The organism is Pseudomonas sp. S3E17 (assembly GCF_024168685.1).
Classification (GTDB): domain Bacteria; phylum Pseudomonadota; class Gammaproteobacteria; order Pseudomonadales; family Pseudomonadaceae; genus Aquipseudomonas; species Aquipseudomonas marginalis.
Genome location: NZ_JALJWE010000001.1, coordinates 1,128,161 through 1,154,085, shown reverse-complemented (window position 1 = coordinate 1,154,085; position 25,925 = coordinate 1,128,161). Strand labels below are relative to the sequence as shown.

Annotated in this window: 23 protein-coding genes and 1 pseudogene; 7 read left to right on the top strand and 17 right to left on the bottom strand. The window is 59.2% G+C overall.

The genetic code is table 11. The features are described 5' to 3' along the window. Positions 1-22: 22 nt before the first annotated feature. From J3D60_RS04730 to J3D60_RS04715, 4 genes are all read right to left on the bottom strand, one after another. On the bottom strand, positions 23-1,276 hold the full coding sequence (locus J3D60_RS04730) for an OprD family porin (RefSeq protein ID WP_253490105.1): 1,254 nt from the start codon (positions 1,274-1,276) through the stop codon (positions 23-25). 91 nt (positions 1,277-1,367) lie between these two features. Then, positions 1,368-2,672, bottom strand: a complete 1,305-nt coding sequence (locus J3D60_RS04725; protein ID WP_065941471.1) for a CitMHS family transporter — start codon at positions 2,670-2,672, stop codon at positions 1,368-1,370. A gap of 135 nt (positions 2,673-2,807) precedes the next feature. Beyond that, complete coding sequence (locus tag J3D60_RS04720) at positions 2,808-4,121, bottom strand: dicarboxylate/amino acid:cation symporter (protein ID WP_065941472.1); 1,314 nt, start codon at positions 4,119-4,121, stop codon at positions 2,808-2,810. A gap of 44 nt (positions 4,122-4,165) precedes the next feature. Then, entirely contained in the window at positions 4,166-5,248 is a 1,083-nt protein-coding gene (locus J3D60_RS04715; RefSeq protein WP_253490103.1) for a 4-oxalomesaconate tautomerase, read from the bottom strand. 165 nt (positions 5,249-5,413) lie between these two features. Between J3D60_RS04715 and J3D60_RS04710 the strand changes: the two genes are divergently transcribed. Together J3D60_RS04710 and J3D60_RS04705 are read left to right on the top strand one after the other, a co-directional pair. Further along, the gene (locus J3D60_RS04710) at positions 5,414-6,304 is read left to right on the top strand and encodes a LysR family transcriptional regulator (protein ID WP_027605835.1); all 891 of its coding nucleotides are present in this window, start codon (positions 5,414-5,416) and stop codon (positions 6,302-6,304) included. Between the two features lie 192 nt (positions 6,305-6,496). Beyond that, positions 6,497-7,174: a dTMP kinase gene (locus J3D60_RS04705; protein ID WP_253490101.1), complete on the top strand. Its 678-nt coding sequence runs from the start codon at positions 6,497-6,499 to the stop codon at positions 7,172-7,174. Here the strand turns inward: J3D60_RS04705 and J3D60_RS04700 are convergent. Continuing rightward, complete coding sequence (locus tag J3D60_RS04700) at positions 7,127-8,908, bottom strand: GGDEF and EAL domain-containing protein (RefSeq protein WP_253490099.1); 1,782 nt, start codon at positions 8,906-8,908, stop codon at positions 7,127-7,129. The two genes, J3D60_RS04705 and J3D60_RS04700, sit on opposite strands and share 48 nt — an antisense overlap. Positions 8,909-9,184: 276 nt before the next feature. Here J3D60_RS04700 and solA point away from each other — a divergent pair, with 276 nt between their 5' ends. After that, positions 9,185-10,369, top strand: coding sequence for an N-methyl-L-tryptophan oxidase (gene solA, locus J3D60_RS04695; RefSeq protein ID WP_065927548.1), 1,185 nt, complete (start codon positions 9,185-9,187; stop codon positions 10,367-10,369). Positions 10,370-10,786: 417 nt separating this feature from the next. Here the strand turns inward: solA and J3D60_RS04690 are convergent, their stop codons facing one another. Then, positions 10,787-11,536: an SDR family NAD(P)-dependent oxidoreductase gene (locus tag J3D60_RS04690; protein ID WP_027605842.1), complete on the bottom strand. Its 750-nt coding sequence runs from the start codon at positions 11,534-11,536 to the stop codon at positions 10,787-10,789. A gap of 99 nt (positions 11,537-11,635) precedes the next feature. Here J3D60_RS04690 and J3D60_RS04685 point away from each other — a divergent pair, with 99 nt between their 5' ends. Continuing rightward, complete coding sequence (locus J3D60_RS04685) at positions 11,636-11,995, top strand: helix-turn-helix domain-containing protein (protein ID WP_027605843.1); 360 nt, start codon at positions 11,636-11,638, stop codon at positions 11,993-11,995. A gap of 90 nt (positions 11,996-12,085) precedes the next feature. Here J3D60_RS04685 and J3D60_RS04680 read toward each other — a convergent pair. The 5 genes and pseudogenes from J3D60_RS04680 to deoC all read right to left on the bottom strand — a co-directional run. Beyond that, positions 12,086-12,478: pseudogene (locus J3D60_RS04680) on the bottom strand (response regulator); the annotation flags it as partial. Positions 12,479-12,480: 2 nt separating this feature from the next. Beyond that, positions 12,481-13,809, bottom strand: coding sequence for an ATP-binding protein (locus tag J3D60_RS04675; RefSeq protein ID WP_253490096.1), 1,329 nt, complete (start codon positions 13,807-13,809; stop codon positions 12,481-12,483). 12 nt (positions 13,810-13,821) lie between these two features. Next, positions 13,822-14,433, bottom strand: coding sequence for a chemotaxis protein CheC (locus J3D60_RS04670; RefSeq protein ID WP_065941511.1), 612 nt, complete (start codon positions 14,431-14,433; stop codon positions 13,822-13,824). Continuing rightward, positions 14,433-14,792 carry a response regulator gene (locus J3D60_RS04665; protein WP_065927544.1) on the bottom strand — a complete coding sequence of 120 codons (360 nt, stop codon included), beginning with the start codon at positions 14,790-14,792 and terminating at the stop codon, positions 14,433-14,435. The genes J3D60_RS04670 and J3D60_RS04665 overlap by 1 nt, the downstream gene beginning before the upstream one ends. Before the next feature lie 189 nt (positions 14,793-14,981). After that, complete coding sequence (deoC, locus tag J3D60_RS04660; protein WP_253490094.1) at positions 14,982-15,665, bottom strand: deoxyribose-phosphate aldolase; 684 nt, start codon at positions 15,663-15,665, stop codon at positions 14,982-14,984. Between the two features lie 128 nt (positions 15,666-15,793). On the opposite strand from deoC, the gene deoR reads away from it, so the two are divergent. Beyond that, on the top strand, positions 15,794-16,552 hold the full coding sequence (deoR, locus tag J3D60_RS04655; RefSeq protein WP_253490093.1) for a DNA-binding transcriptional repressor DeoR: 759 nt from the start codon (positions 15,794-15,796) through the stop codon (positions 16,550-16,552). Here the strand turns inward: deoR and J3D60_RS04650 are convergent. From J3D60_RS04650 to J3D60_RS04635, 4 genes are all read right to left on the bottom strand, one after another. Next, positions 16,549-17,595 (bottom strand): aldose 1-epimerase family protein, encoded by a 1,047-nt coding sequence (locus J3D60_RS04650; RefSeq protein ID WP_253490092.1) that lies wholly within the window; start codon positions 17,593-17,595, stop codon positions 16,549-16,551. The two genes, deoR and J3D60_RS04650, sit on opposite strands and share 4 nt — an antisense overlap. Beyond that, positions 17,592-18,923 carry an L-fucose:H+ symporter permease gene (fucP, locus tag J3D60_RS04645; RefSeq protein WP_027605850.1) on the bottom strand — a complete coding sequence of 444 codons (1,332 nt, stop codon included), beginning with the start codon at positions 18,921-18,923 and terminating at the stop codon, positions 17,592-17,594. The genes J3D60_RS04650 and fucP overlap by 4 nt, the downstream gene beginning before the upstream one ends. Before the next feature lie 26 nt (positions 18,924-18,949). Then, positions 18,950-19,870: a ribokinase gene (gene rbsK, locus J3D60_RS04640; RefSeq protein ID WP_115487328.1), complete on the bottom strand. Its 921-nt coding sequence runs from the start codon at positions 19,868-19,870 to the stop codon at positions 18,950-18,952. 199 nt (positions 19,871-20,069) lie between these two features. Continuing rightward, positions 20,070-21,683 (bottom strand): methyl-accepting chemotaxis protein, encoded by a 1,614-nt coding sequence (locus J3D60_RS04635; protein WP_253490091.1) that lies wholly within the window; start codon positions 21,681-21,683, stop codon positions 20,070-20,072. Between the two features lie 136 nt (positions 21,684-21,819). Here J3D60_RS04635 and J3D60_RS04630 point away from each other — a divergent pair, with 136 nt between their 5' ends. Both J3D60_RS04630 and J3D60_RS04625 read left to right on the top strand, forming a co-directional pair. Beyond that, on the top strand, positions 21,820-23,028 hold the full coding sequence (locus J3D60_RS04630) for a multidrug effflux MFS transporter (RefSeq protein WP_253490090.1): 1,209 nt from the start codon (positions 21,820-21,822) through the stop codon (positions 23,026-23,028). Between the two features lie 100 nt (positions 23,029-23,128). Beyond that, positions 23,129-23,986, top strand: a complete 858-nt coding sequence (locus J3D60_RS04625; protein WP_253490089.1) for an SDR family oxidoreductase — start codon at positions 23,129-23,131, stop codon at positions 23,984-23,986. 16 nt (positions 23,987-24,002) lie between these two features. Here J3D60_RS04625 and xerC read toward each other — a convergent pair whose 3' ends face one another. Beyond that, positions 24,003-24,917: a tyrosine recombinase XerC gene (gene xerC, locus J3D60_RS04620; RefSeq protein ID WP_253490088.1), complete on the bottom strand. Its 915-nt coding sequence runs from the start codon at positions 24,915-24,917 to the stop codon at positions 24,003-24,005. A gap of 108 nt (positions 24,918-25,025) precedes the next feature. Beyond that, positions 25,026-25,838, bottom strand: coding sequence for a M949_RS01915 family surface polysaccharide biosynthesis protein (locus J3D60_RS04615; RefSeq protein ID WP_253490086.1), 813 nt, complete (start codon positions 25,836-25,838; stop codon positions 25,026-25,028). Between the last annotated feature and the right edge of the window lie 87 nt (positions 25,839-25,925).

Below are 25,925 nucleotides of genomic sequence, written 5' to 3'. Positions count from 1 at the left end.
CGCAAGGGCCGCGATCGTCGACTTACCAAAGGGCAATGTCATAGGTGAGGTAGAGGCGATTGCTGTCGCGGCCGCGGGAGAACTCAGAACGGTAGACATAGTTGCGCATGCGCACGCCCAGCCCTTTGAACGTGCCGGCTTGCACAACGTAAGCCAGCTCGGTATCACGCTCCCATTCCTTGACCGTGGTCGCGGACTTGCCGTCATTGCCGCTCAGGTAGCGCGTTGAGAAGGTCAAGCCGGGCACGCCGACGGCGGCGAAGTTGTAGCCATAGTTGAGCATCCAGGTCTTCTCGTCCTCCTCAATGAATTTGCCGATGCCGGCATTGCTGAACGAGTAGACGGTCGCGCCGCTGATGTAGGGTAATCCGGCATCACCGCGAAGGGCCTGGTAGCCGCCACCGAGGGTATGGCCTGCAATCACGTAGGACAACTGGCCGCTGAACATGTCATTGTCGATTTTGCCTGCATAGGCCGAGCCGCTATCAACGCTGTTGAAGTAGCGCAGGTCGCTGGTCAGCACACCGCCGGCCAGCGGCAGGTCGTGCTGGATGCCAGCGAAGTTCTGTCGGTAGAAGTGCTCGAGCTCCCCGTAGAAATAACTCAAGCGCAGGTTTTTGCCCCATTTGTACTCAGCCCCGGCGTAGTTGAAATCACCGGATTTTTCCCCGCTGTAGCCATCAGGCACGATCGGCACGCTGTTGGTGGAGTCGCGCAGTTTGAAACGGTCCAGATGTCCGCCGGTCACGGTCAGGTTCTCGATGTCGCTGCTGCTGACCTGGGTGCCCTGGTAGGTCTGGGGCAACAAGCGTGCATCGTTGTAAATCAGCACCGGCGTCTTGGGCAGCAAGGTGCCGTACTTGACCGTGGTTTTGGCGAACCTGGCTTTTGCCGTAGCGCCGGCGCTGGCAAACTCGCCGGCCGCCCGCCCGTCATCATGCACCGGCATGAGCCCGGTGCCGCTGCGCCCGCGCCCTGAATCGAGCTTTACCCCATAGAGCCCCAGGGCGTCCACGCCGAAGCCGAGGGTGCCCGCAGTAAATCCGGACTGATAGTCCAGCAAAAATCCCTGGGCCCACTCGGTGCGTTCGCTCTTTGCCGTTCTGGCGGCCCGCGCACTCAAGCCGTGCTCGTCGCGAAAGTTCTCGTTGAAATACACATTGCGCAGTTGCAGCTTGAGCTTGCTGTCATCAATAAAACCTTCGCCGTTGGCCGCCGCGACGGGTACCAGGCCTAACGCGCAAAACAAAGCTCGACGGGTATACATAGGGTTCATGGCAAATGACTCGTTGTTGTTATTTGGGGTACAGGTCGGCACGCGCCTCGTGAGTGAGGCGCGCTGGAAGGCAGCAGGAGTTATGGGTGGATCAGGTGAACAGGCTGATGGCACCGGTCAACAAGGCCAGGGCGGTGACGACCAGGGAGGTCAGCACGGCCCATTTGACGGTGGCCTTCTGGAAGTCGCCGATATCGCGATCGACCATGCCCACCAGCAGCAGGGTCGAGGCCACCAACGGACTCATGAGGTGAACAGGCTGGCCCAGGATCGAGGCGCGGGCGATTTCGACCGGGTCGATGCCATAAGCGGCGGCGGCATTGGCCAGGATCGGCACCACGCCAAAATAGTAGGCGTCATTGGACAGCACAAAGGTCAGCGGCATGCTGGTGATCGCAACCACCAGCGGAAACAGGTGCCCCCAGGATGGCGGGATCCAGTCGACAAGGGTCTGTGCCAGGGCATCCACCATCTTTGTACCGGAAAAGATCCCGGCAAAGATCCCGGCGGCAAATACCAGCAACACCACGGTCATGGCATTGCCCGAGTGCGCCAGGATGCGTTCTTTCTGAATGTCCAATTGCGGGTAGTTGATCATCAGCGCGAGCACGAAGCCGATCAGGAACAGGATCGCAGAATGCATCAGCCCCATCACCAGCGCCGCCATCACCGCGATCACCAGCACCAGATTGACATAGGCCAGCTTCGGACGTTTGTGGGGCGTGTCCTCGAGAATCGCCTCGATGTAGCAATCGCCGCCGCCGCTTTGCAGCTGCACGTTGCCGATACGCTTGCGCTCTGCGCGACCCAGTATGAAGGCCGTGAAGATCACCCACAGGGCACCGCCGATCATCGTCGGCAGCAACGGCACGAAGTACTCGCCGGCATCCAGGCCCAGCGCGGCAATAGCCCGTGTCGCGGGGCCGCCCCAGGGCGTCATGCCACTCATGATGCTCAGCGACAGCATGGAGATGGTTGCCAGGATCATCGGGTTCATGCCGATGCGTTTATACAGCGGCAGCATTGCGGCGCAGGTGATCATGTAGGTCGTTGTGCCGTCGCCGTCGAGCGCTACCAGCAACGACAGCAGGGCCGTGCCTACGGCGATCTTCATCGGGTCGCCATTGACCCTCTTCAGGATTTTGCGGATCAGCGGGTCGAACAGGCCTGCGTCGATCATCAGGCCGAAGAACAGGATCGCAAACAGCAGCAACGCGGCAGACGGGGCGACCATTTTCAGGCCGTCGAGCATCATCTTGCCGGTGGTGCCGCCAAAGCCGCCGATCACCGCGAAGACGATGGGAACCACGGTGAGCGCGACGATGGGCGACAAGCGCTTCGTCATGATGAGATAGGTGAATACGACCACCATGGCCAAGCCAAGGAAAGCGAGCATAGGACGATTCTCTTGTTGTTATCGTAAAAATGGCTGACGCCGAGGCGCACGCGCCCTGACCCGCCGGGCGGCACAACGCGCCTGGCGGGGAGGGGGGGGCAGTCAAGTCAGGGGGGAAGCGTTATCCGGTTGTCTCTAGACGCGCTTGGCGTCCTTCAGGTCGTCCCAGGCTTTTCCCGGTGCGGCAGAAGATTTTGCGTCGAGCATCCGGTTCAACGTGTCGCGGTGGCAGGCATTTTCAGACATCGAAATCACCACCGTCGCTACGGCGTTACTGGCCAGGCTGGTCAGGGCGCGTGCTTCAGACATGAAGCGGTCAACGCCGATCAGCAATGCCAGGCCGGCCAATGGGATGTCGTGAATGACCGTCAGGGTCGAGGCCAGTGCCACGAACCCGCTGCCGGTAACTCCGGCGGCGCCTTTGGAGGACAGCAGCATGATCGCCAGCATGGTGATGATCTGCGTCAGGCTCAGATCAATGTTGCAGGCCTGGGCAATGAAAATCGCCGCCAACGACAGGTAGATGGCCGTGCCGTCCAGGTTGAACGAGTAGCCGGTGGGCAGCACCAGGCCGACGACGCCTTTTTTGCAACCCAGTGCCTCGAGTTTCTCCAGCATGCGCGGCATCACCGGTTCCGTGGAGGAGGTGCCGAGTACCACCAGGAACTCTTCGCGAAAATAGCGCAGCAGCTTCCACAGGCTGAAGCCGTTGGCGCGGCAAATGCTGCCCAATACCACGAAGACGAAAAAGCCGCAGGCGATGTACAAGGTCATGATCAACTTCGCCAGCGAACCCAGCGAGGTGATGCCGTACTGGCCGACAGTGAACGCCAAGGCCCCGAAAGCGCCGACCGGTGCAAAACGCATCAGGTAGGAAAAGATCTTGAAGACCATTTGCGAGGCGGATTCGAGCACGTCGAGCACGGGTTTGCCACGCTCGCCCAGCGACGACAGGGCAAAGCCGGACAACACCGCGATAAACAGCACCGGCAACACTTCACCTTTACTGAAGGCGCCGATAAACGTCTCGGGAATGATGTGCATGAAAAACTCCACCACCCCAAGCTTTGCGGCCGACTCCGTGTACTGGGCCAATCCTTTGGTGCTCAGCTGGCTGGGATCGATGTTCATGCCGGCGCCCGGCTGGAACACGTACACCGCGACCAGGCCAATCACCAGGCTGATCACCGTGAGGACGAAGAACAACAGCATGGTTTTGCCCAGCAGGCGCCCGAGGGAGCGCTTGTCGCTCATCCCGGCGATGCCGGTGACGATGGTGCAGAACACCACGGGCGCAATCATCATCTTGATCAGTTTGATGAACGCGTCACCCAGGGGTTTGAGTGCAATGGCCTGCTGGGCCCAGAAATGCCCGACCACGATGCCGAGCGCCACGGCGCAGAGGATCTGGAAGTAGAGCGATTTAACAACTTTCATGGCATCACCCATTTTTAGAATTGTGCGGATGCAAAAATGCCAACGACTATCGGAATTTATCCGGCAAGGCGCTGCGAGTCAGTGGCGTAGACGTAGCCGGAAAAAAGCCTGCGGGCGGTGCGTACGACTGAGGCCTGAATTGTCTCACCGTTCACGCCGGTGTAGGACAATACGACATCAATTCCGCCGCTCGGGTGTTCGATCCGCACCGCTTCAAGGCGCGGCGTACTGATCCCGCCGAGCATCTGCGCAACGATGCTGCCTTCGATCACGCACGCAGTGGCCAAACCAATCGAGCCGGTAATGGCGAGCGCGCGGTGGCAGTTGTGCGGCATGAAGTAACGAACCTGGATCGTGCCCCCGGCTTTCGCGGGCGAAACCAGTACCGGCTTGGGAATCACTTTGTCGCTGACATCGCCCAGGCCCATGGCCAGGCCGGCCTGAAGCCGCAGTGTCTCGAGGCGCCGCAGGAATTCCTTATCGGTGTCCAGTTCCGCCGGGCTCTCATCGCCACGCTTGCCCAGTTGGCTGGCTTCGACAAGCACCATGGGCATCGCCATGTCGATACAGGTCACCGCAATGCCATCGATCACGTCCTGCGTGTTACCGGTGGGAAAGAGCTTGCCTGTCTTGCTGCCGGCTGCGTCGAGGAACGTCAGTTGCACCGGTGCGGCCGTACCGGGCACGCCATCAATGGCGGTATCGCCCTCGTAACTGACTTTGCCATCCGGCGTGTACACGTCGGAGTGAATAAAGGTGCCGGTGTTTACGTTGCGAATACGCACACGGGTGCGCTCCGGGGTGCCTTTGACCAGACCCTGCTCGACGGCGAACGGGCCCACCGCGCACAGCATGTTGCCGCAGTTGGGTGCGCTGTCGACCCTGCGTTGTGAAACCATCACTTGAACGAACAGGTAATCAACGTCCGCATCCGGGTGCAGCGAAGGGCTGACAATCGCAACCTTGCTGGTTTGCGGGCTGCCACCGCCGATGCCGTCGATCTCCAGTTCATGACCGGAGCCCATCAGGTTGAGCAGCAGTTCGTCGCGGGCCTCCACGGCGGCGGGCAAATCCCAGTCGAGAAAAACCGGACCTTTCGAGGTGCCGCCGCGCATCAGCACACAGGGAATTCTTTGCATGATACTGACTCTTGTTGATCAATCGGTGTAATTGATGTTCTTGGAGCAAGAGTCTCAAGCTTTAAAAAATGTTTCAAATGCAAAGATTGAAGAGATTATTGCGTTTTGCGAATGATAAATTTACGCTGAGTTTCCTTTTGACGCCTTGTGCGGGTGAGATAAGACATGGAATATGAGCTGAATGACATTCGATCCTTCGTGAAAATCGCTGAACTCGGCAGTTTTCACGAAGCAGCCGATGCCTTGCACCTGTCTCAACCGGCACTCAGTCGCCGAATTAAAAAACTGGAAGAGGGGTTGGGCACCTCGTTGCTGGATCGCACCACGCGTAAGGTCAGCCTCACGAGTGTCGGTCGTGACTTTCTGCCGAAGGCACGTCGGTTGCTCGATGACTTCGATGAGTCGATTCTCAATATCCGTGAACTGGCCGAACGCCAGATTGGCCGGGTAACCCTGGCGTGTATCCCGACTGCGGCTTTCTATTTCTTGCCGTCAGTCATTCGCCTGTATAACGAGCGCTACCCAAAAATCCGCATCCGACTGCTGGATTTGAGTGCCAATGAGGGGCTTGAAGCGGTGCTGCGGGGGGAGGCCGACTTCGGGATCAACATGATGAGCGGGCAGCATCCGGACATTGAGTTCGTGCCCCTGGTCAGCGAGCCTTTCGTATTGGCGTGCCGGCGTGATCATGAGTTGGCTGGACGCAGTTCGGTCACCTGGTCCGAATTGAGCGATTACCGCCTGATCGGGGTAGGACGCCTGAGCGGCAACCGCATGTTGCTCGATCACGCGTTGTCTGGCCTGAGTTGGCGGCCGCAATGGTTCTACGAAGTCCAGCACCTCTCGACTTCGCTGGGCCTGGTGGAGGCCGGCCTGGGGGTTTCGGCAATGCCGAGCCTGGCCATGCCGGCTGAAGATCATCCAACCTTGGTCAGCGTCCCGTTGATCGAGCCGGTTGTGAACCGCTCCTTGGGCTTGGTTTACCGCCGGGGAGCATCGCTTTCGCCGGCGGCGGAAAAATTCGTCTCGATACTGCTTGAACAGTGGCCGCAATGAGCCATCACGCATGACTGATGGGCGATAACCGATGCTCATCAGCGGTTGTCAGCGTGGATTTGGGCCCCGTGAGCCGAAACAAGGGTAGAGTGTTCATCACTTTCTGTTCATAAGGGCCTTCGCGTCACCGCACTGAGCAGTTCCAGCGTCCGGACAGGGCAAAAAAACGGTATCTCAATTGTTAAGTGAAGAATGAATCGTCCGCTGTTTGTTTCTCTGGATGGGCCCAAGGGCACCGGCAAAACCACGCTGTTGGAGGCCGTTACGAAAGCACTGAGGGCAGACAACAAAAAGGTGATCCGGCTTTGCGAGAGAAAAAGCGATCCGTACCGGGAGGGAACAATGGCGCTTGTTAACCAGCTCGTCAGAAGTCCCTCCCGGGAGTTGGAGCTGCGGGTGTGTGAACGCTTTGCTGACAGCCGTGCCTGGATTTCCCGGCAGGTGCTGGCTAAACAGCCACCAGGCAGCATCATCCTGATCGATCGCTGGTACCCGTCGGATGCCGCGTTTCGCCGGATAATTCCGTTTGCAGAGATCCTGCAGTTGAACATTGATCGAAACGTGCAAGTGCCAGACCTGCATGTCGGGATTGTCACCGCCCCTGAGATTTCATGGGCGAGGGCAGCGGCAAGACGGCGTGGGCTGAGCAGCACGGTGATCCATAAGCTGGAAGAACATAGCGCTTGTACCCAGGCATTCGAGCGAGCGATGGCAGATCACGGTTGGGTTGTATGCCGTAATGAAGGAACGATCGAAGACGCAACGATGCAGGTGATCTCCGCGATCTACAGAGTCCTTGCTTGCGCGTCCCCGGCAGTCATTCTACCGGCCCCGACCTCCATCGATTCCTTGTGCTATCCAGGCTTCTAATGCCTCGGCGCTCATAGGCTTGGCGATCAAATAACCCTGTGCTTCGGAACATCCCCACTGTATTAACAGGTCCAGGATTTCTTGATTTTCTACGCCTTCTGCAACCACCTGGTAGCCGAGCCCCTTAGCCAGTCCGATCAGGGTTTTAACCAGTTGCTTGTCATTTTGATTGCTGCCCAGCCCGCTGATCAGAGATTGGTCAAGCTTGACGGTATTGGCCGGGAGCTCCTTCAAATAAGCCCAGTTGCTGTAGCCGGTGCCAAAGTCATCAACAGCAACCTCTACGCCAAACTTACGGACACGCTCCAGTTGCCGGATGACTTCTTCAGGGTTGGTCATGAGCATGCTTTCGGTAAACTCAAGTTCAAAGCCAGCGGGGTCCAGGCCGTGCTGTTGAATCTCATGGATCATCGCGTCGACGAATTCGGCGCTTTCAAGATCGCTGACGGTAATGTTCATCGCTATCCGCAGGCGCACACCTTGCGCTTTCCAAATAACCGCTTGCTGGATGATTGCGTTGAGCACCCACAATCCAACAGAGGGTATGAGTGCGGTTTTTTCAGCCAAGGGTATGAATTCAGCAGGGCTGATGGGCCCCAGTAAAGGATGTGTCCAACGTAATAGTGCTTCTACTGAATGACACCGTCCTGAGGGCAGTTTGATTTTTGGCTGGTACACCAGGCTGAACTGTTTGTCGGCGCTGACCGCCTCCGGCAACGAACTCAACAACGTGAACGCGCGTTGTTGAGCCGCATCAAAATGGGGTTCATAGCGCGACCATCCCAGCCTGCGGTCACGCGCCTCATCCGCAGCGCTGACCACCAGGCGAAGCCAGTCTTGCTGGAGCCCTGAGCTATGAATAGGCAGGACGCCAATCCCGACTTGCATGAGTATGGGGATGGCGTGGCATTCGACAGGCTTTTTGAAGTCCTTGAGGATGTTTTCACAAATGTGCTCGGCCGTTTGATCCTCCTCAAGGAGGAAACCAAACCGCGTCGGGCTAATTTTATAAAGTAGACACTGTGGCGGTAATAGTTTTTGTAGGCGCGCTTTGATTGCCAGGACCAAGTCCGTGGCAAAACTGTAACCCAGCGCCTTCACGATATCGTTGAGGAACTTTGGCGAGATGATGTCAACCGCATACGCTTGGCACGCGCTGTGGGTCTTGAGTGCTTGGCGTATATCCTCCTCAAACCGGAGTCGATTAAATAACCCTGTGGGTTGGTCGACGAAGTTTCGAGCGCGCATGCTGTGGATGCGCATCATCACCAGTTCAGCAAAACCGCTGAGCATCGCGCTATCACGCTCACTCATAGCGGCGCGTGAGACTGTATCAATGATGCACAGGCTTCCCAGCGTAAAACCCTCTTCGGTAATCAGTGGGGTGCCTGTGTAATAACGAATATACGGAGGCCCCGTTACCAGGGAATTGTCTTTAAAACGGGGATCAAGCGTCGCGTCCAATACCTCCAGCGGGGCGTTTTCCAGCGTGGAGTAAGCGCAGAAGGACACTTCTCGTGGTGTCTGCGTCTCTTTAAGCCCTACGCGCGCCTTGAACCATTGCTGATGCTCATCGACGATCGAAATCAGCGCTATGGGTGCGTTGAAGTAAGCAGAAACCATCTCGACGATTTTATCGAAGACAGTATCGTACTCGCTGTCAGCTGGACAAAATTTCGCGACCTCTTTAAGCCGTTCAATTTCATTCGGCGGAATAGGAGCGCCTGCGCCCATGACAATCCTCGGAGTGGCTGTGTTTATGTGCACGGTATCAGACAGTGCCATCATTATGATGTTGTTTTTTCTATTCCTCTGATAGCTCAACGGTATGCAGGCAGACGGCCTCTCCTGTGTTGCCGGGAGAGGCGCGTGTTTGGACTCAGCACTGCGTAGTATTGCAGCAGCAGAGCGGCCGGTGATGCTCGGTTGATAATATGCATATGCTCTTTTAGTCGTTGATTCTTAATCGGCTTCACTTTCAACTGGCTTCTTTTTGACCGGTGAGCGTTGATGTCCGAGCGGTGTGATGTAGTGGTACTGGGATTGGGGGCCATGGGGGCCGCTACGGTGTATCAGTTGGCGAAGGCGGGTGCGAATGTTGTTGGTATCGACCGCCATCACCCACCTCACAACCTGGGCTCCAGCCATGGCGATACGCGTATTACCCGGCTTTCGGTGGGTGAGGGCGCGCAGTACGTTCCCATTGTGCGCAATTCCCACCGCATCTGGCGCGAGCTTGAGCAATTGTCCGGGGAGTCGCTGTTCGAACAGTCGGGTCTATTGGTTCTGACTTCGAGTCCCGAGTTTGACCCCAACGATAAAACCGACTTCACATTGCGCACCATCGGCCTAGCACAGGCCTATGGTATCGAGCACGACGTTTTATCCGCCGAACAGATTCGCCAGCGCTTTCCACAATTTGCCAACGTACACGACACTGCCATCGGCTATTTCGAGCCAGGTGGAGGTTTTGTACGTCCTGAACGTTGCATTGATGTGCAGCTCAAGTTGGCCGAGCAACACGGAGCAATCCTCTACAAAGGCGAAACCGTCACTGGGATTAGCTCGAATGAGCAGGGAGTCCATGTCACTACGAATCTGCGCACGCTCTTTGCAAACAAGCTTGTGATTAGCGCCGGCAACTGGAGCGGCGGTTTGCTGGGCGAGCCGTTTGACAGCCTGCTCAGCGTCTACCGGCAGAAGCTGTTCTGGTTCGGGTTGGAGGAGGGCGCCGAGTGGGTGGATCACTCACCGACGTTTATCCTCACTCACGGCCGTGGCGACGACAAAATCAACTACGGCTTTCCCGCATTACACGGCGAGGGCAGCCTTAAAATCGCCACCGCGCAATACCACACGACTTCGTTGCCGCAAACAATGGATCGTACGGTCTCGCCGGCGGAAGAGCGGGACATGTATGAGCACCAGGTGCGCGGCCGCATCGTCGGTGTTACCTCGAGCGTGGTTAAGTCTGCTGTCTGCGCCTACACCGTGACGCCGGATCGCCATTTCATTATCGATGAGCATCCGTCGTGGCAGCACACCTTGGTGGTGTCCGCCTGTTCCGGTCACGGCTTCAAACATTCCGCCGCGTTGGGCGAGGCGTTTGCACAGTGGTGCATACGCGGTTCGACCGACTTGGATCTCTCGTCTTTCTCCCTTAAACGCTTCGAGCGCTATCATGGCGATACCTGAGTTATATCCAGTTGCTGCATGAAATTAAGGGTGAAGTCCGCGACGTGAAGCCGGATTCACGGTGCCGAGTACGTAAGCGTTCCGGGAACACACTCATGAATCTTGATTCGCTGAGAAGTATGTTCATAGTGCCTAACGTTTGGTTAAGGGGCGGCGGAACGTCGTCCCAGCGAGCGACTTAAACCATGTGTTAGACGCGAGGTAAGTCAAGCATTAGCGTTCCCTCCGGCGATGAGTAATGCCGTCAGGTACGAACCCAGCACCTATGAGAGCGATGGTGCACCGCAGTAGGCGACGAGAGCTGGAAGTGGCTGAGCCAGACACGTGATTTAACATAATATACATTATGCGTAATACGATGTTACGTAATGAGGGGCAGTGCCCGTCAGATTCCAACAGGCAAAACCCCTCTCTGGTTCAAACCTGAGCGAACCCTCCATCCACGAACATTTCGCTGCCTGTCATGAAACTGCTGTCGTCCGACGCCAGGAACAATGCCGCCGCCGCAACTTCTTCCGGTTGGCCGATACGGCCCAGTGGCAACTGCGCCGTCATGTCGTCAATGATTGCATCCTTCTGGCCGGTACTTGAAAGCGCCAGGTCCAGGCCCGGTGTCGAGATCGGCCCCGGTGAAAGAACGTTGACGCGAATACCGCTGCCTTTCAAATCCAGCGCCCAGCTCCTGGCGAAATTACGCAATGCGGCTTTCGTGGCGCTGTACACGCTGAATGCCGGTGTGCCCATGGTGCCGGTGGTCGAACCTGTGAGGATCACCGAACCGCCGGCGTGCATCAGTGGCAGCGCTGTTTGCACGGTGAACAGTGTGCCTTTGACGTTGATGCCGAACGTGCGATCGAACGACTCTTCGGTGATCGACCCGAGCGGCTGGAAATCCCCCAGGCCTGCATTGGCGAACAGCACGTCTACGCGACCTTTGACGCTTTTGATGTGGGTGAAAATGCGCTCCAGGTCGTCCAGCCTCGAGATATCCCCTTGAATGGCGAGCGCTCCAGGCCCGATCAGCCCGAGCGCCTTGTCCAGTTCTTCCTGCCTGCGTCCCACAATCACAACCTGTGCACCTTCCGCTGCAAAGCGCATGGCGGTTGCCAGGCCAATGCCGCTGTTGCCACCGGTGATCACTGCAATTTTTCCGTCGAGCCTGCTCATGGTTAACTCCGAAGAATGTTGAAGCCCAACTCTAGATCCAGACTATTATTTTGAATAGTATGCACCTTTTAGTAAGTACCCCTTTGGAGCACCTATCACATGGCGAACAACACCTTCAATTGCGGGCTCGAGGCTGCCCTGGCGGTGATTGGCGGCAAATGGAAACCGCTGGTCCTGTATAACCTGGCGCGACATGTTCATCGGTATGGCGAGTTAAGGCGTGCGATTGGCGGCGTGACCGACAAGGTGTTGATCCAGCAACTCAAGGAATTGGAACGCGACGAAATCATTGCGCGGATCGACTTCCAGGAGATCCCGCCCAAGGTCGAGTATTCCCTGACACCCTTCGGGCAGTCCCTGGCCACTGCGCTGGGCGCGTTGTGCGTGTGGGGCACCGAACATATGGACACGGTCGAACGCATCAGCGAACGGCGTATCAGCGCCCTCGCCCAGGCCTGAGCCCTGCTCCGATAGCCAACTCAACTAAATGACTATTTAGTTGAGCTATAGACGTGGGGGCGAAGTCGCAGGGTTACCCTCAGCGAGCGCTCTCTTCATTTCCAGCGCCTGATCGAGACTGAGCTTGAGCTCTTCATCATTCCAGGGCTTGCTGATGTAACGGAACACATACCCATCGTTGATCGCCTGGGTGATCATGCTCATATCGGCATAACCGGTCAGCAGGATATTCACGCAGTGCGGATCGCGCCTATGCACCTCGCGCAGCAAGGTCGGCCCGTCCATGAACGGCATGCGCGCGTCGCAGACGATCAGGTCCACCGCGTGTTGTTCGAAAAGGCTCAGCGCCTGGGCCCCGCTCGTGGCCAGCAGCAAGTCGTAAGGCTTTGCGCGCAGCAGGCGTCGAAGGCTGTTGAGGATGCTTTCCTCATCATCCACCAGCATGACGATGTGTCGTTTTTCGCAGGAAGACAGCGTGTCCATGATCAGCGTCCTTCAACGGCGCAGGTAGAGACAGCCTCGATTACCGGCTGGCGTAAGGGTAACCAGACGCGGAAGCGACTCCCCCTGCCCGGCTCACTGTCGACGGTGAGCCGTCCATGGTGCTTTACCATGATGCTGTACGACAACGACAGGCCAAGGCCCGACCCCATGCCCACCGGCTTGGTTGTGAAGAACGGTTCGAATATCCGGTTCTGGATTTCAAGGGGAATGCCATGGCCATTGTCGGCGATTTCGACGAAGACTCCACCGTCCTCCCTGCCGCTGCTGATGGTGATTTCGCCGTCGGCGCCCACGGCATGGCTGGCATTGATGAGCAGGTTCAGGAAGACCTGGTTGATCTGTGAGCCCATGCATTCGATGGGCTCGACATCGCCGTAGCACTTGATCACCTGAGCCTTGAACTTGATCTCGTTCCAGATAACGTTGAGGGTACTGTCGAGCCCCTTGTGCAGGTCGGCCAGCTGCCATTCGTAACTGTCGACGTGGGAGAACTCGCGCAGGTCCTTGACGATGCGAGTGACCCGGTCAAGGCCGTCGACCGACTCGGCCAGCAGGTCGTCGATGTCCTGGCGCATGAAGGTGTAATCCATCTTGTCCCGCATCACCGCAAGCTCGGGATGAGCGCTGGCATGCCTCTCGTCGGTCGCCTGTTCATGGGCTTCGAGCAGCGCGAAGATGTCCACCAGGTAACGACGCAGGCTGTTGACGTTGGAGCCGACAAACCCGATCGGGTTATTGATCTCGTGGGCCACGCCTGCAGCAAGTTGCCCTATCGCCGCCATCTTCTCGGACTGCAGCAACTGCGCCTGTGCGTCTTCAAGCCGCGCGATCAGCAGCGCCTGGGCACCCTTCTCTTCTTCCAGCAACTTGTTAAGTTGCGTCAACTCCAGTTGGCGGGCAGCCGTGTCAGTCGTATCACTGATGGCCAGGCCCACGCCAAGATTGCTGCCATCGGCATCTTGCACGGGGAAGAAGGTGCAGTTCTGATACATGAGCCGGACCATGCCACTGATGGGCCGGGTACTCTCGAAATTGAACAGGTGCGGCCGCTGCTGCCATGAAGTGAACGCAAAGTTTTGCAGGGTAATGACGCTGTTGATCTTCTGCCGGGTCCAGGCCTCCGGCAGCTCCGGAAAGGCTTCGAACAGCGTACGGCCGACCAGTTCTTCCGCGCTGCGGCCACTGTTGATGGACATGAATTGGTTAGAGAACAGCACCTTGCAGTCCTGGTCGACCAGCAGCACGCCCATGTTGATGGCCTTGAGCATCGACTCAAGGGTTTCCCGGGAAATTGCCTTGCTGTCTGTCATGAAGAGGCCCCTTCAAAGTTCGTCCAGCAAACGATCGATGGCCCGAACGACAACCCCAGCCGTACGTTCAGTGATGCAGATCAACAAGTCGCAGGAGAACTGATGAGCCTGAACCTCGAAACGGATTTCCAGCACCATCGCCAGGTGTTCATTCAGGTTCAATTCATCCAGTGCATTCGCCGCATGTTCGGTGTGGACGAGAATGGACGGTGCGTCATAACTCACCTGAGTCGCCACCTGCCTTGCCAGGCCACTGATGCAGGCGCCGGTCAGGATGTTGGTGACATCAAGCATCAACTCGTGCTGCTGCTCCAGGCCGCTGCCCTTGTAGCCCAGCAGTTCGGCCAGTTCATCGGCCCCCTTGGAGCCAAAGCACACGAACACTTCGCCACGTAACTCACCCAGAAAAGACTGGCGGGTGACGATCATGAAGCTCCGGCGCAGATGCTCCGGAATCAACAGGTTATTCTGTTCCCGGATCAGCGGGTGAATAAAGGGAACCGAAAGCGTCACCATGGTATCGGTCAGCAGCGCCAGTCGCTCGGCCGCCTGTCCCATGGCGATGTTCATCAGTTCCTGCAGGGCATCACGTTGGTCTTCGGTGAGTGCGGCCAAGGTTTCCATCAAAGCACTCCTATGACGTGCAAGGCATTGACTACAGCTTCAGCCGTAACCGGCTTGGCTACGAATGCAGCAGCGCCCAGGTCGAATACCCGTTGCCTGGCCAGGGGTTGGATGTCTGCGCTGATCACCACGACGACCACATTGGCGTCTTCGCGCTTGAGTGCCTCCAGGGTCTGGAAGCCGTCCATGACGGGCATGGTGAGGTCGAGAAAAAGCAGGTCGACCAAACCGGCGTGGTAAGCCTCCATCACCTCGGCACCGTTGCAGGCCTGGCGAACATCTTCGGTCAGTGATTCCGGCAGGGAACGCAAGACCATCTTGCGGGACATGGATGAATCATCGGCGATTAGAACTTTCATGGTGCACTCCACAGGTATGAAGTGTCCTGCGGCCTCGGCCGAGGCCGGAGAAATCAAGACTTCATTGAATCTTCCAATCACTCTAGCGTGACATATAGCAAAGAGCCATGAAGAAATCCGGATAGTGCTCTAATGATTTGCGCAGCCTGTAGGGATTTCCCTACAGGCTGCCAGGCGCCGGCCCGAAACTCAGTAACCACTGGCCGCCGTCATCGCCCCGCCGACAATCGAAATCCCCGAACTGCTGCCCAAACGTGTCGCCCCGGCTTCAATCATCTTCAGTGCCGTCGGATAATCGCGCACCCCCCCCGACGCCTTGACCCCAACCGCGGCGCCCACGGTTTTACGCATCAGGGCCACGTCTTCGGCGGTGGCACCGCTTCGGCTGAACCCCGTGGAGGTCTTGACGAACGCCACACCCAGGTCCCGGCAGATTTCGCAGGCCTGGACTTTCTCTTCGTCGTCCAGCAGGCAGGTTTCCAGGATGACCTTCAACGGCACGGCGCCGCAGGCCTTGTGGACCAAGGCAATGTCTTCGCGCACTGCCTCCAGCAAACCGTCCTTCAACCAGCCGATATTGAGCACCATGTCGATCTCCCCTGCCCCGGCGGCAATCGCCCGTTCGGCTTCGAAGGCCTTGGTGTCACTCAGGCCGGCGCCCAGGGGAAAGCCCACCACGGCACAAATCACCACGCTGTCGTCGGTCAGGCAGGAAGCGGCGTAAGGCACCTGCCCTGAGTTCAGGCACACCGAATAAAAACCGTGCTCCCGGGCTTCCTCGCACAAGGTGCGAATCTGCTCGCGGGAGGCGTCGGGCGCCAGTAAGGTGTGATCGATGTACTTGGCCAATGCTGCGGGTTGAAGAGTGTTCATTTAACGTGCCCTTGCCTGTATGTTGCGAATGGTCGTGTGCCGCTTGTCACAGCACCCACACTAATGCGTTACAATAATAACATTAAATGTTACTTATCTAACACAAACAATCAAGCCCTGGAATACTCGTGGACAGTAGAAAAGCCGAGCGACTCAAGCTTATCCAACAAGCCTTGCAGGACCAGAACGCCATTCACCTGAGGGAAATGGCGGCGCTGCTGGAGGTTTCGGAGATGACCCTGCGCCGCGATCTCAATCACTTCAGTGATCACCTGCGCCTGCTGGGTGGCTACATCACCCGGGTCGGCAGCGAGGTCAGCGATTACCGGGTTGCGGAGCAGGACACCCGCCACGTCGAGGAAAAGCGCCGCATCGGCAAACTCGCCGCGAGCCTGATCCAGCCCGGTGACACGGTGTTTTTCGACTGCGGTACCACCTCGCCGTTTGTGATCGACTTCATCCCCGAGGACCTGGAGTTCACGGCGGTGTGCAGCTCCTTGAACGTGCTGCTCAAGCTGCATAACAAGCCCAACTGCCACATCGTGTTGTGCGGCGGCACCTTCCACCGCAAGAACCAGGTGTTTGAAAACAGTGCCGAAAGCAGCATCCTCGACAGCGTGCGCCTGACATGGGCCTTCGTGACGGCCGCCGGCGTCAGCCAGGCATTCGGCGTGACGTGCTTCAACTTCAATGAAGTCGAGGTCAAGCGAAAGGTCATGCGCCAGGCCCAGCAACGTGTGTTGCTCGCCGACTTCAGCAAGTTCGACACGGTGCGCACCGCTCACTTCGCCACCCTGGAGGACTTTCAGTACGTGGTCAGCGACAAGAAAATCCCCCGCAGCTACAAGGACGCCATCCAGGCCCACGGCGCGCAATTGCTGGTTTAACCCAGCAACCGCTGGCGTTCCTGCGCGCTCAGGTAGCCGGTGGTGACACTGAACGAAGCACTGGCTCCCGCCGCCAGCAGACGCACGTGGCCTTTGGCTTTCTCGGCGTTATAGCCCTCGGGTTCGCACGTCGATGGCAGCACGAACGCCGCCACTTGCTGATCCGGCGTATGCAGGATCCAGCGTGCGGCGTGGGCGAATTGTTCGGGGCGATAGCGGGTGTAGAACGCCGCGCCACCTGGATGATCCAGCAGGAAGTGCGCCTGGCCGGTGGCGTCCGTGCCGACGCCGTCGAAGAAAAACACGATTTCAGGGTCGTACAACCCCGGCTGATCGAGACAGGCCAATTGCCCGGGTTGTTCGGCCAGTTGCGCCATGTAGGCACTCCAGTCCGGCGTCGGCTTGACGTGGCCCGGAATGCTGGTGCGCAGGCGCAGTCGCTGCATGCCCCATGGCTCGACAAACCGCGCACCGGCCACAAAGGCGTAGTTCATATGGGCCATGTACATCAGTTCCATAGGCTTGCCGGCCAGGTTGGTCACGTCCATGTCGATATCGAACACCGCCGAATCGGCGCGCAGGGTCACGCTGGGGCACGCCCGGTAGCGATCGCCGAAGCCCTTGGCGTACTGATAGCAACCGCCCAGGCGCACAAAGCCCTCGCCGATGTCCAGCCAGGCCGAGTCCATCGGGGCGCAAGGCATTTCGCCGTGCAAGGCGTGGGTGTCATCCGGCGCCGGGCAACCGTTGCGCAACAGGCCACTGTGAAACATGAAGCAGCCGTAGGTATCAATGACCGTCGGGCTGGGCCGGGGTTGCTCGAACAGGTTGCTCATGGTCAGGTCGCAGCCGTCGAACATCGCCGACCAGATCATCTGCCCTTGATAGGGCAGCAGCACCAGGCGTCCACGGCTGTTCTCCAGGCTCACGGCCAGCACGCCGGACGGATAGATCCAGGCGCCGACCTTGAAATCCTCGGACTGCAACAGGATTCTCTCCTGCTCGGCAAACACCGCTGGATACAGCGGGATCCGCGTATTCATGAGGCCACCGCCGCCGCGGCGCTCGACGGCAACGTGCCGGGTTGGCGCATGCACTTGACCGCGTACATCACGATCACGATAAAGCACAGCAACGGCACGCTGTAGGCCAGCTGCATATTGCCGCCGCTGGCATCGGACAACAGGCCCTGGAAGATCGGAATCACCCCGCCGCCGACGATGCTCATCACCAGCAATGAACCGCCGACGCCGGTGTCTTCACCCAGGCCATCGATGGTCAGGCCGTAAATGGTCGGCCAGCACGGGCCGAGGAAAATACTCACGCCGACCGCTGCGTAAACCGCCGAAATATTCGGCACCAGAATGGTGTAGGCCAGCAGCACAATGCACAGCACACCGTAGATCGCCAGGACCTTGGCCGGATGCAGGCGGCGCATCAACAGGTTGGCGATCATCTTGCCGACAAAGTAGGCGGCAAAGGTGGTCAGCAAAAACCATGAAGCGCTGCGCTCATTCATTCCGCCCATTTGCATCGCCAGGCGAATGGTGAAACTCCACACGCCGACCTGGGCGCCCACGTAGAGAAACTGCGCCAATACGCCAAAGGTAAAGCGCGGGTTACGCCACAGCCGGCCCAGGCTGTGGCGCAGGCTGCCAGGCTTGCTGTCAGCCGGCTTATTGCCCTTGCAGGCCGGGAACCGGGTGATCGCGACCAGGATAAACATCAGCACCAGCACGGCGATCATCCACTTGTAGGGCAACAGCGTGGACTGGATCATCTGCAACTGCTGCACGGCGGCCTCGGAGGCGCTCATCCGGGTCAGTTGTTCCGTGGTCGCGTCGGTGTCCTTGAACATCACGAAGCTGCCGACGTACACCCCGGCCATCGCACCGAAGGGGTGGAACGTCTGTGAGATGTTCAAGCGCCGCGTCCCGGTTTCCCGTGGCCCCATCAGGGTCGAGTAGGTGTTGCAGGCGGTTTCCAGGAACGACAGGCCGGCCGCAATCACAAACAGCGCCAGCAGGAACATGCCGTACTTGGCCGTCGACGCCGCCGGGAAAAACAGCAGGCAGCCGAACATGTACAGCAGCAACCCGATCAGGATCGTGCTCTTGTAGCTGAAACGACGCACCACCATCGCCGCCGGAATCGCCACGAAAAAATAGCCCAGATAAAACGCCGACTGCACAAAGGCGGTCTGGAAATCACTGAGCAGAAACGCTTTCTTGAAGTGTGCGATCAGCACGTCATTCATGCTTGCCGCCGCCGCCCACAGCGCAAAGATGCTGCACAGCAGGATAAAGGCGAACCAGGGCGTGCGGTTCAGGTAGAAACCATCGGGTGTCTGTTGCAGCGCAGGTTTGTTCATTATTGTTCTCCGGGCTGGTTTGGGGGTTACGGCTGTTGCTGGAAACGGGCGAACGCCTCGCTGTCGGGATATGACGTCTGGGTGCCCAGGGCCATGACCGAGCAGGCGGAATACGCCACGGCCTGTTCCATGGCCTGCCGGATACCGCCGTCGCGGCTCCAGTGCTGAATGAAGCAACCGATGAAGGCATCGCCGGCGCCTGTGGTGTCCCGTGCCACGACCTTTCGGCCCGGCACCCGGAATTCGCCCTCCTCTCCCACGTACAACGCACCGTGTTCACCGAGGGTGACGATCACGTGGCGAATACCGCTGGCCACCAGCGTGCGCGCGGCGCGTTGGGCGGCGTCCGGCGAGTCCACGACCTGGCCGGTGATCAACGCCAGTTCCGATTCATTGGGGATCAGGAAGTCCAGCTGCGCCAGGTGCTCCCCGCTCAGGCCGGCCAGGGCCGGTGCCGGGTTGAGCAGCACCGCGATGCCGTGCCGGTGCGCAAATTCGATGGCGTAGTAGACCGTCTCCAGATTGATCTCCAACTGCAGCACGATCAGCGTGCACTCGCGCAGGTCGGCGGCCGCCGCGTCGATGTCCGCCGGCAACAAATGCGCATTGGCGCCTTTGACGATCAGAATGCTGTTGTGGGAGTCGGCCCGCACAAAAATCGGCGCGACACCGCTGGAAACCCCAGGCACCCGCTGCACATGACGGGTGTCGATACCAAAACGCTGGAAGTTGGCCAGGGTGTTGTCGGCAAACATGTCGTCGCCGACCTTGCTCAACATCAGCACCTGCGCCCCAAGCTTGGCTGCCGCCACCGCCTGGTTCGCCCCCTTGCCGCCACACCCGAGGGCAAAACCAGGCGCTTCCAGGGTTTCGCCCTGGGCCGGCATGCGGTCGATGTAGGTGATCAAATCCACCATATTGCTGCCGATGACTGCGATCTTGCTCATTGCAATTCCACCTTGTTGCACCCCGACCAGGCAGGTCGTGGCGCTCTTGTTTTGTTATTTAAATAACATTAGGTGTGAATATTCAATCTTTTTTTGCAAGGCCCGGTCAATGAGCGCTGCGGGTGGGCCGGTGGACCGGGCAAAAAAAACCGACCCACAGGGGGCCGGTCCATAAAGCGTGTATCAGGTCTGTGCGGTGTTACAGGCTGAAGCGATCCACGGATTGCGACAACTTGCCGGCCAGACCGGCCAGTTCATCGGTGGTCGAGGCGGTTTCGCCGATGATGCGGCTGTTGTTTTCCGACATCCCCGCAATCATCTCCACCTGGTGGGAGATCTCGTTGCTGGCCAGGCTCTGTTCACCGATGGTGCGCGAGATGTCGTTCACCAACTCGGTGGTATTCAGGGTGGCCTGCAGAATATCGCGGATCGCTCGCTCCACCTCGGCAGTCACCGCCATGCCTTTGTCCACTTGGGTGACGCCCTCCTCCATGCTGGTCACCGCTTCCCGGGTGTTCTGCTGGATACGCCCGACCATGCTGGCAATTTCCTGGGTCGAGGCGCTGGTGCGGCCCGCCAGGCTGCGCACTTCATCGGCGACCACCGCAAACCCGCGTCCCTGTTCGCCGGCGCGGGCGGCTTCAATCGCGGCGTTCAGGGCCAACAGGTTGGTTTGGTCAGCGATGCCCTTGATCACTTGGATAATGCTGAAGATCGCCTCGGACTCCTTGTCCAGCGTACGAATGACCTGGGCCGATTGCTGCGCTGAGCGGGCAATGCCATCCATGTCCTTCACCACCTGATGGATCACCCGGCCGCCGTCCTTGGCCAGGGCTTCGGCTTGGTTGGCCATGTCCAGGGCGCGTCCGGCATGCCGGGTGATTTCTTCAATACTGGCGGTCATTTCACTGGCCGCCGCCGCCATGGTGCTGGCGGCCGCGCTTTGCTGCTGGCTGCTGCCGGCGACGTCATGGCAGCCCTGGCTCAAGCGTTCGCTCATGCCATTGACGCCGTGGGCATTGCTGCGCACCACCTCGATCATGCCGCGTAGATCTCGCTGCATGGTGGCAAGGCTGCGGATCAATGAGCTGGCTTCGTCCTTGCGCTCGGGTTCGACGATCGGCTCGCTCAAGTTGCCACGAGCGATACTCGCAGCAATGCGGCTGGCGGTCTGCAGCGGCCCCATGATGCTCAAGATGACCCAGCGGCCCTGAGCCAGGAGCAACAGCAGGCTGGCGATCAGTACCGCGCCCAAGGTCAAATTGGCGTGACTGATGGTCTGCCGCGTACTGGCGCTGGTCTGCTGAGTATGACTTTCGATCAGCTCGCTCAATGCGGCCATTTGATCTTCCAGCTGGGAAAACGCCTTGTTGAAGGTGTCCAGTTCTCCGCGAGCGGCCTCGGGATTCTCCAGTGCCAGCGCGACGATGCGCTCGCCGGCACCGATATAGGTGTCCAGGCTGGGTCTGATTTTTTCCAGGCCGGTCTTGATCGTGGCATCCAGCGGCAACTTGAGGTTATCCCCCAGTACCTGACGGAAGTGCTCAGCGTGTTCCTTCAGCGAGGCATTGACCTCGTCCTTGCCGCTGGTACTTTTGCCCAACCCCACGAGCATGGCAGACAGCACGTCGGCACGCAGTGCGTCATGCATCATGTCGGCTTCCATATGATTGCGCAGGACCGTCATGCTCACCTCGCTATCCTGTACGGCCTCGCTCATCCGAACATTCCCCAGGTAGCCGGCCAGACTCATGACCAGAGCCGTGAGCAACCCGGTGGCAATCAACAGCATCAAGCGTAATTTGATCGTCATGCTGACATCCCCATACCCAACCGTCGAAGCAACGTTCTTACCGTTATCGGCATCAATCCCTGTTAGTGAAGCCTAAGTTTGCGGATCTGCGCGGATCCCTTAAGCTGATCGACTTTTGCGCTGCCGGAAACCGCCCATGTCCCGAAGTATTGCCCACCTTGCGTTGCTGCTGGGGTTGATCACCGCCGTCGGCCCGTTCGCCATCGACATCTACCTGCCCGCCCTGCCTACCCTGGGCGCCAGCCTGCACGCCTCGCCGGCGGCGGTACAGATGAGCCTCACCGTGTTCTTCATGGTCATTGGGGTGTGCCAGCTGTTCTACGGCCCGATCAGCGATGTGTTCGGGCGCAAGCCGCCGATTTACGCCGGTCTGCTGATCTTTGCCGTGGGCAGCGTCGGCTGCGCGCTGGCGCCCACCATTGAAGTGCTGATCGGCTTTCGTGCCGTGCAGGCCTTCGGCGCCTGTGCCGGGATGGTCATTCCTCGGGCGATCGTGCGCGACCTGTACACCGGCCATGAAGCCGCGCGGTTGATGGCGTTGCTGATGCTGGTGATGAGTGTGTCGCCGATTCTCGCGCCGCTGGCCGGCAGCCTGGTGATTTCGTTGTGGAGCTGGCGCGAAGTGTTCGTCGTGCTCGCGGTGGTGGCCGTGCTGTGCCTGGTGATGACAATTGTGCAGCTGCCCGAAACCCATCCCGCCGAGCGCCGGCTGGGCAAGACCTTGGGCACGGCGTTCAGCAGCTACGGCGCACTGCTGCGTGACCCGGTCTTCATCGGTCTGTCGGTGGTGTGCGGGTTCGGGCTGGCGACGTTCTTCGTGTTTATCGGCAGTGCACCCTTCGTGTATATCGAATACTTCGGCCTCACGCCTACTCAGTTCAGCCTGTGTTTCGCCCTGAACGCCGCGTCGTTTTTCGCCATGAGCCAACTCACTGCACGCTTGAGCGCGCGCTTTGGCCTGGCGCCACTGATTCGTTGGTCGGTGGTCGCCGTAGCCGCCGTGATGGTGCTGCTGGCCGCGACCACGCTGTGGGTCGACAGCCTGGCCTTGATGATGGCGTTGCTGTTTATCGGCTTCGGTTTCCTCGGCCTGTTGTTGCCGGCGGCGGGCGTGTTATCCCTGGAAGATCATGGTGCTGTGGCGGGCTCTGCCTCCGCCCTGTTGGGCGCGATCCAGATGATCACCGCTGCCGTGTCCATGACCCTGGTAGGAGTGTTCGCCGACCACACTCCGGCGCCGATGCTGGTCGGCATTGCGCTGTGCGCCGTCGCGGCGATGCTCACCACCCTATGGACCTTGCGCCGCCTGCCGGCGCACCTGGCGAGCGCCCCGCCCCACGGCTGAGCGATACCGCTCGTCGGGCCTGGCCGGCATCCATTACAACTATCGCCGGCCATGAAACTACTAATCCCATAGCACCGTTCGAAACCTATGGAGATTGGAAATGACTGACTACCCACGCCCGCCCTTCGCCCCCCAGGCGCAAAACGTGCCCGGTACCCAACGCACCATGGACCCGTACCCGGACTGTGGGGAGCAGAGTTACAAGGGTTCTGGCCGGTTGGCCAACAAGATCGCCTTGATCACCGGCGCCGACAGCGGCATTGGCCGCGCAGTGGCCATCGCCTTCGCCCGTGAAGGCGCCGATGTGGCCATCGCCTACCTGGACGAACACGAAGACGCCAGGGAAACCGCACGCTGGGTCGAGGAAGCGGGCCGCCAATGCCTGTTGCTGCCCGGTGACATCGCGCAAAAAGCCACCTGCCAGACGCTGGTCGACAAGACCGTGGAACAGTTCGGGCGCATTGACGTGCTGGTCAATAACGCGGCATTCCAGATGACCCACGAGACGCTCGAAGAGATCGAGGATGAGGAATGGGTCAAGACCTTCGATATCAACATCACCGCGATGTTTCGCCTCTGCAAGGCTGCGCTGCCGCATATGAAGGCCGGCAGTTCGATCATCAACACCAGCTCGGTGAACTCCGACATGCCCAAGCCGACCCTGCTGGCCTATGCCGCCACCAAGGGCGCAATCGCCAACTTCACCGGTGGCTTGGCGCAATTACTCGGCAGCAAGGGCATCCGCGTCAACAGCGTCGCGCCCGGCCCGATCTGGACGCCGTTGATCGTGGCGACCATGACTGATGAAGACGTGCAGAACTTCGGCAGCGAAACCCCACTGGGCCGCCCCGGCCAACCGGTGGAAGTGGCGCCGATTTATGTGCTGCTGGCATCGGACGAGGCCAGCTATATCTCGGGGTCGCGTTATGCGGTCACCGGCGGCAAACCGATTCTGTAGGTCCGCAACTGTTCGTCTACAGATCAAACCGATCCACCGCCCGCCGCCGCTCGTTGTCGTCACGCACGTCATAGCTGGCGGTGGTCTGGATATTGGTGTGGTGCGCCAGCTTCTGTGCAATCGACAGGTCATGCTCCTCGATCACCCGCGTGATAAACGAGCGGCGAAAGTCGTGGGGCATGATCTTCACCCCGACCTGCTCACCCCGCTGGCGGGCGATGTAGTAAATCGCATGCTTGGTGATACGTTCCCGGGTGATATGGCTGCCCCGGCGTATGCGGTTGAACAGGAAGCTGTCGTCCTGCTCGCCTTCCTTGAGTTGCTCGCGCCTGAACGCCAACCACGCCTGCAGCTTGGCGAAAGCCCAGTCCGGCGCATACTTGACCAATTCCTTATTGCCCTTGCCGATTACCCGCAAGCTGCGTTCATCGAAGTTGACCTGCGCCAGGTCGAGGTTGACCGACTCGGACTTGCGCATGCCCGAGCCGTACAGGATGCCGATGACCGCTGCATCACGCAGGCCCTGGGGGCGCGGGTCGGCGGCGCAGACTTCCATCATTTCCCGGATCAACGTGCGCCGCAGATTGCGGCCCTGGCCCAGGCGCGTGCCGGGCGTGGCCTTGACCGTGCGCATTTTCAGGAGATGTTCCTGGCTGATCAGGCTCATGCGCCAGGCTTCGTTCATCACCCCGCGCACGGCATTCACGTACAAGGATGAGGTATTCGGTGCGTAGCCGTCTTCACGCAATGCTGCGACCAGGGCGATGACATGTTCGGGTTGCAGCAGGTGCCAGTCGATGTCTTCGAGGTTGATGTCTTCGAAGCCCAGGCGGTCGGCGGCGTCCTGCAGCACGTAGCGCATGGTCAGTTGGCTGGAGGGGGCCAGGCGGGTGAGGTAGAGGGTCAACGGGTTGCGGATAGACTCGGTCAAGGTAGATCAGCCTTTGGATTAAATACCTCGAACAACTCATTGTTTAATCGAGGTATTTAGTGAATTGGCGAAGACCGAGTCTAACCCAGGAAAAGCCCTGGCACAAAATCACGGTGCCGTGTCTTCATCCTCGGTGGGCGCCTGGGGCTGGGTCTGGGCCTGGCTCCATTCGGCATCCTGCTTCTGCATCAGGGCGAACCAGTGCTGACGCATAAAGGCCAGGTAAGCTTCCGGCGCCTTGGCAAAGTCCTTCTCATCGCCATAGCAACCCGGCAACGGCAGCTCCGTGCCCTGCTCCTTGTACTGGCTGACCAGCGCCTGCTGCCCGGCCACGCTGCAATCCTTGGGCAGCGGCATGCCACGCAGGGCCCCGGCCTCTTCATCCCACCAGGCTGCGCCGACCCGATCGACACCCCGCAGGCGGTACTTCTGCGACTTGCCGACATGCATGATCAGCTTGAATTCGTTGGGGCTGACATCGCTGGTGCAGGTGCGCGAATAGCCCACGGTGGCCTGGGTGACGCCATCGCCAGTGAGGTCGGTGACCTTGGTCGCGGCCATGTCGAAGCGCAGCGCCGCATCGAATTGGCAATGCTGCACGTCGTCGTAGAGCATCCACATGCGCTTGGGACGGTCACCGTCGATCAGGTATTGGGCCGCATAGACAAACGCCGACTGGGTACCGTCATCCTCGCGTTCGCTGACCTGCTCGGAGAGCACCAGCAGGTTCTTGCCCTGGCGGTCGTCCCAGGTATAGGCGGCGACCTGCCTGCCGCGCACTTCAACACCCTCAGGCACTTGGGCGAGCGCGGTGAGCGCCACGCCATCATCTGCCCGTACGGCGCTGACGCAGGCCGCCGTCATCAATAATCCGATCAAAACGGGCCGCCATTGGCCGCTTATACGCTGCACGCTATTCATCCGAGTACCCTGGCAAGAGATGGCTTACTTTACCGGCACTTGAGGCGCATTGCAGAGAAGATTCTTCAATTAGGACCAAGGGCCGGC